The sequence below is a fragment of the Staphylococcus sp. EG-SA-18 genome (assembly GCF_017151825.1).
Taxonomy (GTDB): Bacteria; Bacillota; Bacilli; order Staphylococcales; family Staphylococcaceae; genus Staphylococcus; species Staphylococcus aureus.
Window position 1 is genome coordinate 14140 of sequence record NZ_JACYVY010000006.1, and the last position, 20137, is coordinate 34276.

At 33.5% G+C, this 20137-nt stretch carries 14 protein-coding genes; all 14 read right to left on the bottom strand.

Annotated elements, in window-relative coordinates:
- Window positions 1-11 precede the first annotated feature (11 nt).
- The gene (locus IDG66_RS02155) at window positions 12-725 is read right to left on the bottom strand and encodes a GntR family transcriptional regulator (protein ID WP_001293306.1); all 714 of its coding nucleotides are present in this window, start codon (window positions 723-725) and stop codon (window positions 12-14) included.
- Window positions 726-729: 4 nt separating this feature from the next.
- Window positions 730-3099, bottom strand: coding sequence for an FtsK/SpoIIIE family DNA translocase (locus IDG66_RS02160; RefSeq protein ID WP_000035773.1), 2370 nt, complete (start codon window positions 3097-3099; stop codon window positions 730-732).
- 256 nt (window positions 3100-3355) lie between these two features.
- Window positions 3356-5029 carry a ribonuclease J2 gene (rnjB, locus tag IDG66_RS02165; protein WP_000052590.1) on the bottom strand — a complete coding sequence of 558 codons (1674 nt, stop codon included), beginning with the start codon at window positions 5027-5029 and terminating at the stop codon, window positions 3356-3358.
- A 235-nt stretch (window positions 5030-5264) separates the two neighbouring features.
- A complete protein-coding gene (pnp, locus tag IDG66_RS02170; RefSeq protein WP_000076693.1) occupies window positions 5265-7361 on the bottom strand; it encodes a polyribonucleotide nucleotidyltransferase in 2097 nt (698 codons plus the stop codon).
- A gap of 367 nt (window positions 7362-7728) precedes the next feature.
- The gene (gene rpsO, locus IDG66_RS02175; protein ID WP_001018328.1) at window positions 7729-7998 is read right to left on the bottom strand and encodes a 30S ribosomal protein S15; all 270 of its coding nucleotides are present in this window, start codon (window positions 7996-7998) and stop codon (window positions 7729-7731) included.
- Between the two features lie 114 nt (window positions 7999-8112).
- The gene (gene ribF, locus IDG66_RS02180; protein WP_000864192.1) at window positions 8113-9084 is read right to left on the bottom strand and encodes a riboflavin biosynthesis protein RibF; all 972 of its coding nucleotides are present in this window, start codon (window positions 9082-9084) and stop codon (window positions 8113-8115) included.
- A 14-nt stretch (window positions 9085-9098) separates the two neighbouring features.
- The gene (gene truB, locus IDG66_RS02185; RefSeq protein ID WP_000282305.1) at window positions 9099-10016 is read right to left on the bottom strand and encodes a tRNA pseudouridine(55) synthase TruB; all 918 of its coding nucleotides are present in this window, start codon (window positions 10014-10016) and stop codon (window positions 9099-9101) included.
- Between the two features lie 169 nt (window positions 10017-10185).
- Window positions 10186-10536 carry a 30S ribosome-binding factor RbfA gene (gene rbfA, locus IDG66_RS02190; RefSeq protein WP_000097322.1) on the bottom strand — a complete coding sequence of 117 codons (351 nt, stop codon included), beginning with the start codon at window positions 10534-10536 and terminating at the stop codon, window positions 10186-10188.
- 385 nt (window positions 10537-10921) lie between these two features.
- Window positions 10922-13039 (bottom strand): translation initiation factor IF-2, encoded by a 2118-nt coding sequence (gene infB, locus IDG66_RS02195; RefSeq protein ID WP_000043632.1) that lies wholly within the window; start codon window positions 13037-13039, stop codon window positions 10922-10924.
- Between the two features lie 4 nt (window positions 13040-13043).
- Window positions 13044-13361, bottom strand: coding sequence for a YlxQ family RNA-binding protein (locus tag IDG66_RS02200; protein WP_000020853.1), 318 nt, complete (start codon window positions 13359-13361; stop codon window positions 13044-13046).
- The gene (rnpM, locus tag IDG66_RS02205; protein WP_000727423.1) at window positions 13358-13642 is read right to left on the bottom strand and encodes an RNase P modulator RnpM; all 285 of its coding nucleotides are present in this window, start codon (window positions 13640-13642) and stop codon (window positions 13358-13360) included. The genes IDG66_RS02200 and rnpM overlap by 4 nt, the downstream gene beginning before the upstream one ends.
- A gap of 20 nt (window positions 13643-13662) precedes the next feature.
- Complete coding sequence (gene nusA / locus IDG66_RS02210; RefSeq protein ID WP_000097457.1) at window positions 13663-14838, bottom strand: transcription termination factor NusA; 1176 nt, start codon at window positions 14836-14838, stop codon at window positions 13663-13665.
- 20 nt (window positions 14839-14858) lie between these two features.
- Entirely contained in the window at window positions 14859-15326 is a 468-nt protein-coding gene (gene rimP / locus IDG66_RS02215; RefSeq protein WP_000036631.1) for a ribosome maturation factor RimP, read from the bottom strand.
- A 289-nt stretch (window positions 15327-15615) separates the two neighbouring features.
- On the bottom strand, window positions 15616-19926 hold the full coding sequence (locus IDG66_RS02220; protein WP_001820550.1) for a PolC-type DNA polymerase III: 4311 nt from the start codon (window positions 19924-19926) through the stop codon (window positions 15616-15618).
- Window positions 19927-20137: the final 211 nt, after the last annotated feature.

Sequence of the window (20137 nt, forward strand, 5' to 3'; positions counted from 1 at the left end):
TCTTCTTACATCTATATTTTTCTAGTGATTTTAAATTGAACTAAGCTATTTTTCATATAATTTAATGAATACAAAATAGGTTCATCTAATTCATTGTAGTGCGTAATTTTTAATAAAATCAAACCTTCGTGTGGCGAAGCATTCAGTACTTCGGATATTCGAGGTTCATAATTTACCGCTTCAATTTCTGTATCAGCGTAACAAATATTATGATTACTTTGTTCTTTTATCGCACTTAGTATCGATCCATTGCTCATTTGATACTCTGTACATGTTAATTCTTTTTTAGCAATTTTATCTAAACAATAGACGACCGGTTCTCCATCGGCAGTTCGTAATCGTTCTATAATGGTTACTGGATATCCTTCTTCAACGCTCAACAAATTTGCATCTAACATAGTTGCTGGTTGCTCATCAAAATTTAAGTATTCAGTTCCGCATTCAAATCCTGCATTTTTAATCATTTGCCCAATACTTATAAGTTCATTCAATGGATAAAAGAAAGGGGGCAGTGACTTAACACTTGTGCCCTCTTCAAAATTATCTTTAATGACTTGTTCAGTAATCAATGCCTGAATTGCTTCATAAACATCGTCGGTTTTTACATTTAATTCTCTGGCAATTGATAAATTACTTGGAAGTTGGTCACCATATTCCAATTTATTTTGCTTAATCAAATTTAAAATGTATTGTTTAACGTTATATACCGCATTCATTTCTGACATTTTTTTACACCTCGTCATTATTAAGATCTATTAAAACTTGTCTAGGCTTGCTTCCTTTTTGTGGACCGATTACCTGATTGCGTTCTAAATCATCCATCAACCTAGATGCTCTATTATAACCAATTCTAAATTGGCGTTGTAACAATGATGTACTTGCCTTTTGTTGTTCAACAACAAACAAATACGCTTCATCATATAAAGCATCTTCACTTTTCATTTCCGATTTATCCACTGGTGCATCTGGTTCCATTTCTTTTACATAATTTGCCTGTTGTTGTTCTACTACATAATTTACAACATCTTGCACCTCTTGGTCACTTAAAAACGCCCCTTGAATACGTGTTTGTGATGAATCACCATTTCCAACGTATAACATGTCACCTTTACCAAGTAACTTTTCTGCGCCGCCAGTACCAATAATAGTTCTTGAATCTGTTTGAGAACTTACAGCAAAAGCAATTCTAGATGGAATATTATTTTTAATGATACCTGTAATTACATCCACAGAAGGTCTTTGTGTCGCTACAATTAAATGTATACCTGCTGCACGTGCCATTTGTGTAATACGTTGAATCGCATTTTCAACTTCTTTACCAGCTACCATCATTAAATCTGCAAGCTCATCTACAATAACAACGATATAAGGTAATTCTGGTTGCTTCTCATCTAATTCTTGATTTTGCTTACGGATTAATTCGTTATAACCTTTAATATTTCTAGTTGATGAATGTTGGAATAAATCATAACGTCTTTCCATCTCAGCTACAATTTTTTCTAAAGCTTGAGCAGCTTTATGAGGATTTGTAACAACCGGAATTAATAAATGTGGAATTCCGTTATAAACATTTAGTTCAACCATTTTCGGATCGATTAACATAAGTTTAACTTCATGCGGCTTAGCATTTAATAAAATACTTGTAATAATACCATTTATACAAACAGATTTACCACTACCCGTCGATCCTGCCACCAATAAGTGTGGCATTTCATTTAGTGGAACAGTAATTGGATCACCTGATATATCTCTTCCTAATCCAACTTCTAGTTTATTATTAGACGGGAATTTTTCATCTAAAACTTCTTTTAGTGAAACTAATGAAATTTTCTCATTTGGCACTTCAATACCTACTGCAGAGCGACCAGGTATTGGCGCTTCGATTCTAACATCTTTTGCTGCTAAAGCTAATGCAATATCATTATGCAAGTTTACAATTTTACTCACTTTAACCCCTTGAGCTGGTTGAATTTCATATTGAGTTACTGCAGGACCAATTTTAATTTGTGTCACTTTTGCATTTACCCCAAAATCTTTTAATGTATTCTCTAGTACTTGTCCTTTACGTTGCACTTCAGCTTTAGATGTTGCTTTTTGTTTTGCAGGTTGATTAAGTAAAGTTAACGGTGGAACAACATACGATACATTCGTAACTTCACCAGCTTCTTCAATAGTGTTTTCACTTTCAACACTGTTATGAGTTTGTTCTGTTAATTGTTCTTGCTGATCTGCTTGATGATGATTTACGATGTTATTCGAACTATTCTCTGCATCAAACACTCGCTTTTTCCGACTTGGTTGACTCTGACTTTTACTTTCATTTTCAGTATGCCCATAAATTGGAATATCTCTTTCTTGAGGCACTTCCGTAAAATCACTCACATCTTTTATTTGTGGCTGTTCATTTTGACGTGCCTTTTGTTCTTCTTTAAGTCTCGCTTTTTCTTCACGCTTCAATTGTTTTTCTTGGTTTCTTTCCGACATTTTTTCATTAAATGAACCAAACCAAGCTTTTATATTTTCCAGTACAACTTTTGCGACTTCACGATGTTGATGGTTTGTTAATAAAATAACACTTGAGCATAATAATAAAATAGTAATAATACATACACCAAATAATGAAATTAAAGGTACGCTTAACTCTAATAAATAAAAGCCTAATACACCGCCACCAAAATTTGGGAAATGACTGTGTTGGTATGACTGATACACATAAGAAAGTACAGGTTCTCTTTCAGCTTTGATACCACTATTAAAATGAAAAACTAACTGTGATACAAATAGCAATGCAATTTGCAATACAATCGAACCAGCCGTTCGTCTAGTTTTAGGAATACGTTTAGAGTATGTAATAAAACCAGTTGCTAAGAGTACTAAAATATATGTTAAATATCTACTGTACCCAAATAAATAATTAAAGAAGCTGTCAATTAGACGACCTATTATTCCTAATTGGAAAACACCCAACACCATTAATACAACTACTAAAATAGCTATGACATAACGTATCGGATTATCATTCTTCTTTTTCCTCGAATTTGTTCTTTTTTTTGATGTTGTTTTTTTCTTAGCTGTCGATTTCTTTTTTGCTTGTGCCAATTGACGCACCTCCTTATGTTGCCTTAGTTAAAACGACGTTATTATATATAATTTCCTATTTGATGTTTAGAATATGTAGTCCAAACAGACGATGAAAGAGGTTAGAACAATATCATCTATGTATCAATTTACTTAAGATAACAGATTAATCGTTACCCCTTTCAATTGACCATCATAAAATATAAGTAAATTGTCCATGACAACCATTATATTTCAGTGACTTGTTCTGACCTCTTTTATGTTAATGACTTTTTGATTAAATTTCAGAAATTACTGGAATAATCATAGGACGACGTTTTGTACTTTCGAATAATAGTTTACTAATTTGATCACGCATATTTTGCTTAATTTCAGACCATTCTATGCGTTTTTCTTGTAAACCAGCCTCTACTATTTCACGTACTTTCTCTTCTGCTTCACGTAATAAGTCTTCACTTTCACGTACATATACAAACCCACGAGATTGAATTTCAGGTCCCGCAGCTATACGTCTATTTTTAGGATCTAACGTTACTACAGCAATAAAGATACCATCTTCTGCTAAAAGATGACGGTCTCTCAACACGATATTTCCTACATCCCCAATACCAATACCATCTATTAAAATATTTCCTGAATTTACCTTTTCATTTAATATCATATCTTTACCGTTGTAATTAATGACATCTCCTTTTTCCACAAGGAAAATCTTTTCTGGTGCAACACCTGCTTCAGCTGCTAGCTTCGCATGTGCTATCTGCATTTTAAATTCACCTTGTACAGGAATAAAGTATTCAGGTTTCATAATATTAATCATCATTTTTAATTCTTCCATGCAACCATGACTTGAAGCATGAATCTTCTTGTTATTTGGAATAATATGTGCGCCAGCACGTACAAGCTCATTTAATGTATTCGCAATGATAACTTCCATATTTGCAGAAGCCGTAATTGCTAAAAATACAGAATCGCCTTCTTCGATATTCATAATTTTATGCTTATGTTGCGCCATTTGACTTAAGGCTTCTACAGGTTCTCCTTGCATACCAGTAGCTATAATTATCACTTCATTTTTAGGATAATTATCAACTTCTGTTATAGGAATTAGCAAATCTTTAGGAATGTCGAAATACCCCATTTTACGAGCAATATTAAATGAACTTTCAAGTGATCTTCCTAAAAATGACACTTTACGATTTAGCTTGCTAGCAATATTTAAAACTTGCTGTATACGTATAAAGTTCGAAGCATAACATGAAACAATCAAGCGACCTCGCACTTTTGCAAAAGCGTCATACATATGATGTTCAATCACATTTTCCGGAGTATTATATCCAGGTTTCTCTGCCTCAGTAGAATCACTGATTAAGACAAATACACCTTCTTCACCAATCTCTGCCATACGTTTAATATCTGGTGCATAATGTCCATGTAAACTTTGGTCAAACTTAAATTCACCTGTATACACAATGGCACCATATGAAGTGTGAATACAAACACCTAGACTATCAGGAATACTGTGTGTCGTATTAAAGAAACTAATATTCACGTTTTTGAATCTCATAATTGAATCATTATTAACTGTGTAGTAGCGAACTTTTTTATCAATATTACGGGCTTTCATATTTTCTTTAATTAACGCTATTGTCAATTTAGATCCATATACTGGTGCATCTAATTGTTCTAAAACATAACTCACTGCACCAATCGCGTGCTCATGTCCGTGTGTAAGGAATATACCCTTCAATTTATCTTTATTTTCAAGTACGTATGAAATGTCTGGTATAACAATATCAATACCTAGCATTTCGTCTTCTGGAAACATAAGTCCAGCATCTAACATAAACATTTCATCGTCTACTTCAACGATATACATATTTTTAGCAATTTCGCCAACACCGCCTAATGGTATAATGCGAATATCTTTATTCTTTTTCTTTATTAAACTCAAAATCTTACCTCCTAAATTTGTTACCCGTCCATATATAAACTCACTATTCATTATAAGTTAAAAAACACTTGATGTACACTATTAATCACTATACATACAGGATAATTAACAGTTGCACACAAAATAATAAAGCGTTTTAAAATGTTCAATACAACAAATTCAAATTGGATCACTTCGTAAAAAATGGCATAAAAAAATCACATGACGATACATTGTCGTCATATGACTTTAAATATTATTCTTCTAATGCTCTGTGTGAAGCATTTACTCGACCTTGTTTATCAATTTCAGTAATCTTAACTTCAATTGTGTCACCGATTTTTAATACATCTTCCACTTTTTCAATTCTATTTTTTGAAATTTGTGAAATGTGAAGCAACGCATCTTTACCCGGGAATAGGCCTACAAACGCACCGTATTTTTCAATACGTTTAACAGTGGCTTGATAAGTTTGACCTACTTCCGCTTCACGTGTAATTTCCTCAATGATTTCACGAGCGCGATTTATCATAGCTTGATCAACGGCACCAATAAAGATAGTACCATCTTGTTCAATATCTAATTTAACGCCTGTTTCATCAATAATTTCGTTAATTTTTTTACCACCAGGTCCGATAACATCTCTAATCTTATCTGGTTTAATTGTCATAGTTACAACTTTTGGCGCGTAAGCACTTAATTCAGTACGTGGTTGATCAATTGTTTGTAACATATGATTCATTATTTCTAAACGACCACGTCTCGCTTGTTCTAGAGCCTCTTCGATAATTTCACGCGTTAAACCGTCAATTTTAATATCCATTTGGATTGCTGTAATACCTTCTTTAGTACCAGCGACTTTAAAGTCCATATCACCTAATGCATCTTCCATACCTTGGATATCAGTTAAAATCGTATAGCTATCTTCACGTGTAACAAGGCCCATAGCAATACCAGCAACTGGTGCTTTAATCGGTACGCCCGCATCCATTAATGCTAATGTTGATCCACAAATTGACGCTTGAGATGATGAACCATTTGATTCAAGTACCTCACTTACAATACGAATTGTATATGGGAAATCAGCAGTATCAGGAATAATATATTTTAATGCTCTTTCACCTAACGCACCATGTCCAATTTCACGACGACCTGGCGCACGTACTGGACCAGTTTCACCTACTGAAAAATTCGGGAAGTTGTAATGATGCATGAATCTTTTTTCTTCTTCAGGTCCTAAACCATCAATTAATTGATAATCGCCTAAAGCACCTAATGTTAAAACTGAAAGTGCTTGAGTCTGACCACGTGTAAATAGACCTGAACCATGCGTTCTAGGTAAAATACCAACTTCAGAATCTAATGGACGGATTTCATCAGGTTTACGGCCGTCTGGTCTAATTTTTTCATCTGCAATTAAACGTCGAACTTCTTCTTTCACTAATTCATTTAAAATTGCATAAACTTCTTTAATAAGTAATTCATTTTCTGGATCTTCTTCATCGATAAATTCATTGACGATTTCTTCTTTTAAGTTATCAAGATTTTCATCTCGTTGTTGTTTATCAAATGTTAAAACTGTTTCTTTAAGTCCCTTTTCTTCGGTTAAAGATTTTACACGTTCAACTAGCGCTTCATCACGCTCTACTGGAATAAATTCTTGTTTAACAGGTTGAATGTGGTCGACGATTTGTTGTTGGAAATCAACTAAACGTTGAATCTCTTCATGACCAAAGAAAATCGCCTCTAACATTTCTTGTTCAGTAATCTCACTAGCGCCTGCCTCTACCATGTTTACTGCATCTTTATGACCAGCTACTTCAAGGTCTAAGCGAGAAACTTCTTTTTCTTCTACTGTTGGGTTAATGATATATTTACCGTCAATATAACCCACATTTACACCGGCGATTGGCCCTTGGAATGGAATATCCGACACACTAAGCGCCATAGATGAACCAATCATTGCAGCCATTTGTGGTGAACAATCAGGATCTGCACTTAATACCATGTTCATAATTTGAACATCATGCTTATATCCTTTAGGGAATAAAGGTCTAATTGGTCTATCAATTAATCGCGCAGTTAATGTTGCATCGTCACCAGGACGTCCTTCTCTCTTTTTAAATCCACCAGGAATTTTACCCGCAGCGTACATTTTTTCTTCATAGTTCACTGTTAATGGGAAGAAATCTCCATCACGAGGTTCTTTTGATGCAGTTGCCGTCGATAACACGACTGTATCTCCATAACGAACCAATACAGCGCCATTTGCTTGTTTAGCTAATTGCCCTGTTTCAATCGTTAAAGATCTTCCTGCCCATTCAGTTTTAAAAACTTTCTTTTCTTGAGACATTATAAATCTCCTCTCTTGAATCTAATAGTTATATCATATCATTTATTATCGTATTTTAATATTAGTTATAAAATATTGAATTGGAAAAAAAGAGAGCGGGATATCCATCTATTATTTACAAAATAGACTTATCGTCCCACCCTTATCAGTATAAATATAAGTTATATTTTTTTAAAACATACTTTATTTTTAATATCTTGATTATTACTCTAGGTGTACTTATATCATATTTATCTCATTGTAACCTTATTATTCACTCAATATTAGCTTAACATATAATAAATGTTAATATTTGTAAAAAGCTTTTTTAATATAAATTAAGGTTGGAACATAAATATGCCCCAACCTCAAAGACGTTATATTAAGATTAACGACGGATACCAAGTGATTTAATTAATTCACGGTAACGTTGAATATCTTTACTACGTAAGTAGTTTAATAAATGTCTACGACGACCTACCATTTTTAATAATCCACGACGTGAATGGTGGTCTTTTTTGTGTGTACGTAAGTGTTCGTTTACTGCGTTGATTTCTGCAGTAAGTACAGCGATTTGTACTTCTGGTGAACCAGTATCAGTTTCGTGTACACGGTATTCTTTAATGATTTCGTTTTTACGTTCTTGTGAAATTGCCATAATCAATTTCCTCCTTAAAATGTTTGAATACTCCTTAATCCGAGTTAGGCGTTGGAGATTCGACCTACTAAGAAAAAGGTGTGGTATAGATTGTTTATATAACTATACGCAACTCTAGATATTATAAGCTACTTCATCACCAAAATCAACTGCTAATAAATATTTAGCACGCGATTTATCATCGTTCATTTGTTTAACTAATGGGTCGATACCATCAAATTTAATCTCAGGACGTAAGAAATGATGCCAATTCACGGTCACTCGTTCACCATAAATATTATCCTCAAAGTCAAAGATATTCACTTCGATGACAACTTCTGCTTTGTTAGGATCATGAAATGTTGGCTTTACACCTATGTTAGCTACCCCTCGATATAATTTATTTTCAGTGCCGATTTCAATACTAACAGCATAAACACCTTTACGAGGTAACAAATAATCATCACTAGGTTGAATGTTAGCTGTTGGGAAGCCAATAGTTCTTCCCCTTTTTTCACCTTGCACTACAGTGCCTTTAATAGAATATATATAGCCTAAAGCATCATTCGCTTTTTGCAACTCACCATTGATTAAATCTTGACGAATAGAAGTTGTAGAAATTTTTTCATTTTCAATTTCTTGTTTACTCACAATTGTCGTATTAAACGCATCATATTCTTGAAGTACAGTCATATTACCTTTTCCAAATTTACCAAAAGTAAAATCAAAACCAGCAATGACTTCTTTTACATTATTTTTAATTATATAATTTTCAACAAAATCTTCTACGCTCACATTAGCAAACCTAGATGAAAAATTAACCACTATACAATAATCAATATCATGTTGGCTAATTTTTTCGATTTTATCTGAAAGTGGCGTTAAATACGTTGTTCGTTTTCTTTTAGGATTCAACACGACAGACGGATGCGGATCAAATGTCATCACCGCTTTTTTTAAACTGCGTGCCTCAGCTATTTCGTTTAATATATCAAAGACTTTGTCATGACCTTTATGCATGCCATCGAAAAATCCGAATGCCATTGCAACATCCTCTGTATTATACTGTTTTGATTGTATAGGATGTGTCACTTCTATGACTTTCATAAATTCTATCTCCTTTAATTAAAGACTTTTTTAGGTTTAATTTCTGATTCTTTTGTAGGGTGTACCATATAAATTGCTAATACTTTTTCTGAATCATCATCAATAAATACAATTTGGTCTTTAATTTTGTTATCAAATTCATTTTTATTAAATTTCTGCCCATTTAAAATACGTTTTTTTATGTGCGAATCTTTAATTTTAATGCTTGGCAAACCCTTTAATCCATATTCTAAAGGAAACAATTTATTTTGCAATGAATCCTGCTCATGAAGTTCTTTTATTTGTTCTAATGTAAGGCTATCTTTCAACACAAATCCACCAGACTCGATTCGTGTTAATTTCGACATATGTGCCGGAAAGCCTAATTTCACACCAATATCAGTTGCTAGCGTTCTAATATATGTACCTTTACCACAGATGACGCGTATTTTAAAATGACACTCATTTTCTTTAAAATCTAATTCAGATATACGCCCAATGTCTTTAATATTAACTTTACGCTTTGGTCTTTCAACTGTTTCATTATTACGCGCATATTCATATAATTTTTTACCATTTACTTTGACGGATGAGTACATCGGCGGAATTTGTTCAATGATACCTTTAAAACTTTCTAACAATCGGTCAATATCGTCCTTATTAAAATCTGCTGAGTGTACACCTTTTGTTTCCAATGTATCACCCGTTTGATCTTCAGTCGTTGTACTTCTTCCTATCGATACAGTTGCTTCATAAGCTTTGCCCATATCCATAACATAATCACTAACTCTCGTTGCATTACCTATACATACCGGTAACACGCCTGCAACTTCGGGATCAAGCGTACCCGTGTGACCTATTTTTTTAGTTTTTAATATTTTACGCAATTTGAATACAACGTCATGACTTGTTAAACCGCGCTCTTTATATACTGGTAATATCCCATTATACATATAGTCACCTTCTTTTTTTAAAATATATTTTAATAGCGTATCAACTGAATTTATTCATAAAAAAACTGGAAAATGTTAACTATTTCTACACATCTATGTATTAACTGTTTAATGTTAATATACCGATATTAAGAAATTATCAAACATTTTCCAGATACCTAACACTAAATTATCTATCTTGTTTGTGTAAATCTTGAATCATTCGTTCAATTTTATTGCCATATTCGATTGATTGATCATATTCATACATTAATTCCGGCATAATACGTAATCGCATTCTAGAACCTAATTCAGACTTAATGAAGCCTTTTGCTTTATCAAGTGCTTTAAATGTATTTTCTACTTCTTTATCGTTACCTAATACAGTTAAAAATACTTTAGCCTGCGATAAATCATTTGTTAAAACAACATCTGTAATTGTAATAAAACCAACTCGAGGATCTTTGACTTTATTGTTGATGATATCCATTAATTCCTTCTTCATTTGTTCACCAACACGCTCTGCTCTCATACTGCTCATTCTTGTCACCTCTTTATCTTTAAGTTCAATTGTTATTTGCATTTTTTAGTGTAACAATGCTTAAACAATTATTTTAGCTCACACGTTATTTTAATAAATTAAGCCTATAAAATCAAATAAAGTTTGCCGTAAGATAGGCATTTCAACAGAAAATTTTCCAATAATAGTCGACATTATATTTTGTCATTAAAAATCATTCTAGGCCACCACAAAATTTTATACAAAATCATGTCCATATAACGTAACTTTTAATAGGTAATCTATTCTAATAAAAAACCAAAAGCTAGTATCAAATATGCTCCCTATAAAGTAGACACTTAAAAAGTGCAATATTTATAGGGAGCATATCAATCTTAACTATACTTTTAGCTTGTAATTTATTTAATTAACGCTTAATTTCAACCATTTCAAATGCTTCGATAACATCGCCTTCTTTAAGGTCATTGTAGTTTTCAATTGTAATACCACATTCATAACCTTTTGCAACTTCCTTAGCATCATCTTTGAAACGTTTAAGTGTATCTAATTCGCCTTCATATTGAACAATACCATCACGAATAATACGTACACCAGCATTTCGCGTAATTTTACCTTCAGTAACATAACATCCAGCAATAGTACCAACTTTAGAAACTTTGAATGTTTGACGAACTTCAGCTTGTCCGATAACTTGTTCTTCAAATTCTGGATCAAGTAAACCTTTCATCGCTGATTCAATTTCTTCGATAACATTATAAATAACTCTGTGTAAACGCATATCAACATTTTCAGCTTCTGCAGCACGTTTTGCACCACTGTCTGGACGAACATTGAAACCAATGATAATACCATTTGAGGCATTAGCAAGTGTCACGTCTGACTCATTAATTGCACCAACCGCTGTATGAATGATACGAACATTTACGCCTTCAACATCAATTTTCATTAATGATGCAGCTAAAGCTTCAACAGAACCTTGAACATCACCTTTAATAATAACGTTTAAATCTTTCATTTCACCTTGTTTCATTTGTTCAAACAGGTTATCTAATGAAACATTTTTACTTTCTTGACGTTGTTGAACAATGCTAGCTTCGTGTCTTGATTCACCAATACGACGAGCTTGTTTTTCATCACTAAATACAACAAAGCGATCCCCAGCTTGTGGCACATCATTAATACCTGTAATTTCAACAGGCGTTGATGGACCAGCCATTTTGATTCTTTGACCTAAGTCATTAACCATTGCACGAATACGGCCGTAAGTATTACCAACTACAATCGCATCCCCAACATTTAATGTACCGTTTTGTACTAATAATGATGCAGAAGGACCACGTGATTTATCTAATTCAGCTTCGATAACTGTACCAACAGCACGGTTTTTAGGATTTGCTTTAAGTTCTTGAACTTCTGCAACTAATCCTATCATTTCTAATAAATCGTCGATACCATCACCACTTAATGCAGAAAGTGGAACGAAAATTGTTTCGCCACCCCAATCTTCAGGAATTAAACCATATTCAGTTAATTCTTGCATAACTCGATCAGGATTTGAAGTTGGTTTATCAATTTTATTTACTGCAACAATAATTGGTACTTCTGCTTCTTTAGCATGGTTAATTGCTTCAATTGTTTGTGGCATAACACCATCGTCAGCTGCTACTACTAAAATTGTAATATCTGTTACTTGTGCACCACGCGCACGCATCGTTGTAAATGCAGCATGTCCCGGTGTATCTAAGAAAGTGATTTTTTTGCCATCGTTTTCAATTTGATATGCACCAATATGTTGAGTGATTCCACCTGCTTCACCTGCTGTAACTTTTGTATGACGAATTGAATCTAATAAAGTAGTTTTACCATGGTCAACATGTCCCATAATTGTTACAACTGCTGGTCTCTCAATTGCTTCTGGATCATCTTTTTCGTCTTCGAAGTAGATTGATAAATCTTCTTCATTAATCACAACTTCCTCTTCAACCTCAACGCCATAATCATCGGCAATTAATTCGATTGTTTCTTGATTTAATGATTGATTGATATTAGCAACAATACCAAGTAAGAATAATTTTTTGATAATTTCTGATGATTCAACATTTAATTTATCCGCAAATTCGCCTACTGTAATACCTTCTTGATATGTCACTTTTGATGGTATTTCTTTTGGAGCAGCTGGTTGATTTTGTGGTTTATTATTCTTGTTATTTTTCTTATTATTTCTATTATTCTTTTTATTGCCTTTGTTGCCTTTATTATTTTGTTGTTGATTCTTTTTGTTATCTTTTTGTTGCCCTTTATTTTGGTTTTGATTGTTTGATTTTTGGTGATTATTTTGAGTGCTTTGTTTATTGTCGTTCTTTTGTTCTTTTTTGAACTTTTTATCTAATGCTTTAATTTGGTCATCTTCCAAAGCTTGCATATGATTTGAAACCTCAATATTCATGCTTTTTAACTCATCTATAATCTCTTTACTCTTTAGATTTAATTCTTTCGCATATTCGTAAATTCTTTGTTTACTCATATAATCACTCCTTATGATATTCATCTATCATTGATAGCAACTTTTTAGCAAAGCCTGGGTCAGTAATCCCTACATTAACACGCTCACCTTTTCCAAGTGCTATTCCCAATTCATTTCGATTTCCAAACTTTCTGAATGGAACTTTGTAACTCTTACATTTATCTGTAATTAATTTAGCTGTATTATCAGACGCATCATTTGCAACAATAACGAGCTTTAAATTTCCTTTTTTTATCTCATTAACAATGACTGATTCACCTGTTTTTACTTTACCAGCTCTCATTGCTAATCCTAAAAAGTTTAATATTTGATCTATACTCATTTTGGGATCTCTTCTCTATAAATTAATCTAATAATTTCTTTATAAACAGGATCCAATTGCTCTTTAGATGCTTTAAAATATTTTTCTAAAATTTCTTTTTGTTGTGCTTTTTCAACCATAGCAACATCTTTAGAAACATATGCGCCACGGCCTTGTTTCTTTCCAGTAACATCCGCAAAGATTTCGCCTTCTTTATTAACAACAACACGAATCATATCTTTTTTGGGATGCATTTCATTTGAAAGAATACATTTTCGCATCGGAATTTTTTTCTTTTTCATAGATACTTCACTCCAACCTATTATTCAGATTCTTTCTCTACATTTGTTTCAACTGAAACATCATTTACCTCTTCGGTTGATTCTGTTGTGTCAGCATCTTCTAAAGCAACATCTTCTTCAGTTACTTTTTCAGCTTCAACTACTGGATAGATACCCGCTTCGCGCGCATCTGTTTCTGATTTAATATCAATTTTCCAGCCGGTTAATTTAGCAGCTAGACGTGCGTTTTGTCCTCTTTTACCAATCGCTAATGACAATTGATAATCAGGAACAACAACTATTGTAGATTGATTTGTTTCATCAACAATAACTTCTAAAACTTGAGAAGGGCTTAAAGCATTTTTTACAAATACTTTTGGATCTTCATTCCATTGAACGATGTCGATTTTTTCGCCACCTAGCTCTTCAACAACAGCTTCAACACGTGCGCCTTTGGCACCAACACATGCACCAACAGCATCTATATCATTGTTTTCAGAGAAGACACTAATTTTAGAGCGATCGCCAGCTTCACGTGCTACTGATTTAACAATTACAGTACCATCGTAAATTTCTGGAACTTCTTGTTCAAATAAACGTTTTAATAAACCTGGATGGCTACGAGAAACATAGATTTGAGGACCTTTTGTCGTTTGTTCCACTTTGTTAACATATACTTTGATACGTTCGTTAGGAATATATTTTTCGTTAGGACTTCTTTCTGCTTCAGATAAAACAGCTTCGATACGACCTAAGTTCACATATACATAACGATGGTCAACACGGTCAATAATTCCAGTAAGTATGTCTTCTTCTTTGTCTATAAATTCTTCAAATAAAATTTCACGTTCAGCATCACGAAGACGTTGCATTACTGCTTGTTTCGCTGCTTGAGCACCTACACGACCAAAATCTTTAGGTGTTACATCTTCTTCGTATATATCACCAATTTCATATGCAGGGTTTTTAACAAGCGCTGTACTTAAATCCACTTCATCTCTGTCGTCAAATACTTCTTCAACAACATCTTTACGAGCGATAACTTTGAAAGTACCTTGATCCATATTTAATTCCACACGGACATTTCTTGCACTATCATAATTCTTTTTGTATGCAGTAATTAAAGCTGCTTCAATAGCATCAATTAATACTGCTCTAGGAATCTTCTTTTCTTTTTCTAAATACTCAGTAGCTAATAATAATTCATTACTTGACACGTTTTTTCCTCCTCATCACGTTAAATCATAACTGCGTGACGTGCTTTTGCTATTTTGTCTCTCGGTATCTCTATATCTTTCGTTCTTGCTTTGATTTTAACTTGTACTACAATTGTTTCATTATTGACTTCTTGTAAAATGCCTAACCATTCCTTTTCACCTTCAATTGGTACATATAAAGAAACAAATACAGGTTTAGTTATTGCATTTTGGAAATCTTGTTCTTTTTTAATTGGACGTTCTGCACCAGGTGACGCTACGTCTAAATAATACATTTCAGGAATAGGATCATTTGCATCCATAGCTTCACTTATTTTTTCAGAAGCTAGCGTACAATCATTTAAATCTACGCCACCTTCTTTATCAATAGAGATTCTAAGAAAATGATCTCTACCCTCTTTGACATATTCAACGTCTACAAGTTCAAAATTCAAGTCTTCCATAATTGGTTTAACAATCACTTCTACTTGTTCTGTAATTTTACTCATACAGGCCTCCCTTTTTGGCAAATAGAAAAGAGCGGGAATCTCCCACTCTTCTGCCTGAGTTCACTAATTTTTAAGCAACTTAATTATAGCATAAGTTTATGCTTGAAACAAATGACTTCACTATTAATCAGAGATTCTTGTAAAAGTTTGTTCATTTATTTCACCATTACATTCGAATAGACTCGTAAGACGTTGAAAAGAAATACAGGCATAATTTTATGTCCAGCAACAATTTTGTATTTCTTTAACTACGCCATACGCATTAAATAAATACCTTGATTATTTCATTTTACATATCAAATATCGAAAGTTGAGCTTTATCTGGTAAATTCGGTAATGAGCCTAACTCATCTAAATACTCAATAATTTTCTGAGATAATCCAGCTTTTTTGTTTAAATCTTCTTTTGATAAAAATGGGCCATCGTCACGAGCTTCAACAATTCGTTTCGCAACGTTTTCGCCAAGCCCAGGCACTGATATGAACGGCGGAATAAGTGTATCGCCTTCAATGATAAATTCGAACGCCTGACTCTTTTCTAAACTAATCGGTTGCATGCGATAACCTCGATGCGCCATTTCATTCATAATTTCCAAGACTGTTAATACGTCTTTTTCTTTTTTACCTAGATCCATATAGCGAGAATACATGTCTTTTACAGTATTTCGAATGCTTGTTTTATCTTTAATCATCGTGATTAAATCAAAGTCTGACGCACGAATTGTAAAGTAAGATGCATAGTAATAAAGTGGATGATGTACTTTGAAATATGCGATACGTACTGCCATTAAAACGTATGCTGCTGCATGGGCTTTAGGGAACATGTACTTAATTTTAAGACATGAATCTAAATACCAATCCGGCACTTCATTTTCTTTCATCGTTTCAATCATTTCTTCAGTTAAACCTTTACCTTTACGTACTGACTCCATTATTTTAAAAGCCATTGATGGTTCTAAACCAGCATACATTAAATAAACCATGATATCATCACGACAACCAATTACACTTGATAAATCACATATACCGGTTTTAATTAATTCTTGAGCATTGCCTAACCACACATCTGTACCATGAGATAATCCTGAGATTTGAACTAATTCAGAAAATGTTGTTGGCTTTGTATCTTCTAACATTTGACGCACGAACCCTGTACCGAATTCTGGAACCCCAAACGTACCTGTTTTACATAAAATTTCATCTTCAGTAACACCTAAACTTTCAGGTGTACTAAATATTTGCATGACTTCTTTGTCATCTACAGGTATCGTTTTTGGATCAATGCCCGATAAATCTTGAAGCATACGAATCATTGTTGGATCATCGTGTCCAAGTATATCAAGTTTTAATACATTATCATGAATAGAATGGAAATCAAAATGTGTCGTCATCCATGCTGAATTTTGATCATCGGCAGGATATTGTATCGGCGTAAAATCATAAATATCCATGTAATCAGGTACTACAATAATACCCCCTGGATGCTGTCCAGTTGTACGTTTAACACCTGTACATCCTTTAACGAGTCGATCTATTTCAGCACCTCTTTTGTGGATGCCTTGATCATTCAAATAACCTTTAACATAACCAAAAGCAGTCTTTTCAGCAACAGTACCAATTGTACCTGCACGGAATACTTTATCCTCACCAAATAATACTTTTGTGTAGTTATGGGCATTCGGTTGATATTCACCACTAAAGTTTAAGTCGATATCAGGAACTTTATCTCCCTTAAATCCTAAAAATGTTTCAAACGGAATATCTTGTCCTTCTTTAATAAGTGGCGCTCCACAAGTTTCACACGTCTTATCAGGTAAATCAAATCCTGATCCTACTGAACCATCATTGAAAAATTCACTCGTTTTACAGTTCGGACAAATATAGTGTGGCGGTAACGGGTTTACTTCAGTAATCTCAGTCATTGTCGCTACAAAACTAGAACCTACTGAACCACGGGAACCAACTAAGTATCCATCATCTAATGATTTTTTAACTAAACGTTGCGAAATTAAGTAAATTACCGCAAATCCATTACCGATAATACTTTTTAATTCTTTTTCTAATCGATCAATTACGATTTGAGGCAGGTCTTCACCATACAGTTTACGCGCATTTGCATAACTTAGTTCTCTAATTTCTTCGTTAGCACCTTCCATACGCGGTGTGTATAATTCATCTTTAATAGGAACAACACGTTCAATTCGATCTGCTAATTCGTTTGTATTTTTCACAACAATTTCATGCGCTTTTTCTTCACCTAAAAAATGAAACTCGTTTAACATTTCATCTGTAGTTCTAAAATGTGCTTCCGGTAAAGTTGAGCGATTAAGTGGATTGCCGGGTTGTGATGCTATTAAAATTTTACGTGCGATACCATCATGTTCAAACAAATAGTGTGCATTTCCTGTCGCAATAACAGGTATACCCGCTGTGTCACCTGCATGTATTAAACGTTGATAAATTTCATGTAATGTTTCAGTATCTCTAATAAGCTCTCTATCAATTAAATCTTGATAAAGTGCCGGTGGTTGAATTTCAATAAAATCATAATATTTGGCAATTTTTTCAACTTGGCTCTGGTCCTTCTGCATAACTGCCGTAAATAATTCACCTTCATCACACGCTGTACCTACCAATAATCCCTCACGATATTCATCTAACAATGAACGTGGAATTCGAGGTGTACGGTAGAAATACTTCACCAATGATGCACTTACAATTTTAAATAGATTTTTAAGACCTTGTTGGTTTTGTACAATTAATGTGACATGACTAGGTCTTGCACGTTTATATGCATCTTCATTACTGAGTTTTTTGTTGATTTCGTTATGATTTAATACGCCTAATTCTTTCATTTGTTGAACCATTTTTATGAAAATGTAAGCTGTTGCTTCTGTATCATAAATGGCACGGTGATGTTGCGTTAATTCTACGCCATATTTTTTAGCTAAGAAATTCAAACCATGTTTACCATATTCAGTATTAATCGTACGAGATAATTCTAAAGTATCGATAACACCATTCGTTGATGGTCCAAACCCAAGACGTTCATATCCCGTATCGATAAAGCCCATATCAAACGAAGCATTATGCGCTACGAATATCGCATCGCCAACCCATTCTTTAAACTCTGTAAGTACTTCTTCAATCTCAGGGGCATCTACTAACATATCATCAGTAATATGCGTCAAATTGATAATCGTTTCCGATAATCGTTCATGCGGATTACTAAACCTTTCAAACTTATCGATGATTTCACCGTTATGAACTTTCACAGCTGCAAGCTCGATGATTTTATCATACTGATTTGATAAACCAGTTGTCTCAACGTCGAACACAACATAAGTAGCATCTTTTAATACGACATCTTGTGGTTTGTATGCAATCGGAACACCATCATCAACTAACATACCTTCCATACCGTATATCATTTTAATGCCATGTTTTTCCGCTGCTGCGTGAGCATCTGGAAATGCTTGCACAACATTATGGTCTGTAACCGCAATGGCTGGATGTCCCCAGTCTGCTGCCTGTTTAACATACGCACCAATATTGGGTATACCATCCATTTGGCTCATTGCAGTATGCAAGTGGAATTCTACACGCTTTTCTTCAGCCTTATCTTTTTTTGTCGCTTTTTTAATCTCTTCAATATCAGACATCATCATAACTAAATCTCTAATAAATGTATCTTCTTCAATACGACCTTGAGCCCTAACCCATTTACCAACACTTAGCGCTTTAAAATGTTCTAAATCATCTTTGTTTTTACGAGTAAACATTTTTAAAACTAAAGAGTCCGTATAGTCAGTCACTTTAATTTCTACGATATGGCGACCACTTTTAAGTTCTTTTAAGTTTATATCAAAAATGACACCCTCTATTGCAACTTTAAACTCTTCCTCAATAATAGATTCAATTGGTTTAATATTTTCAATTTGAATCGGCTTACCAATTTGACACTTATCAACAGCACTTTCGTTGTTATCTTGTTGTTTCGCTTTTTCAGCTTTCATTTTTTCAAGTTTCTCTGTTGCCAATCGTGCACTTTGTTCGTCTTCTTCTTGAATATGTGCTTCTAAAGAAGCTAAGTTTTGTTCTTGATCATTATCATTTGTTTCGAAGATGATTTTATCGATATCAAAACCACAATTTCTAAACGCTTTGATAAGACTTCCATTGCATGCCTTATCAAAATGATTACGTTCAATGTCATTTGATACCATTACTTTTAATACTTTTCCAGACATAATAAGCTTTTTCTGTTTCAATTGACCTTTAACTTTTGGAGATAAAGCTGTTTGGTCAATACAGTGTCCAAAGTATTTAATTGCATGTTCATCTTGATTCGTGCCATTTGTTACCGTAAAACGACATGTAACGTTGGCGATATCTTTAAACTCTTGCTCTATTGCATTTATAAATAATAAATAATCTTCATGAGCTAAGAATTGTGGTAATGTAATATGAAATTCCCATGTTCTGTTTTTGTTAGAAACATCTATACGTGTCAGTTCACCTGAATTTAAAATTTCAGCATCTAATTGATTTGAAATTTTAATTTGATCAGCAAGCACTTTAAATTTTTGTTGCTCTGTCATTGCCAAGACAATTACCACCTTAAATAGAAATTACTTTTACGTGTTCGAACAATATTTAGATTATGTAGGCATAGTAATGATAGAAAATTAAATGCTTTATATTTGGCTAATCATAATATTGTTAAAACAAATTTATCTTTAATTATACTATGTCTTCAGTCATTTTTCATCGAATAATCATTATATCAAAAATAATAAGAGCAGGACATAA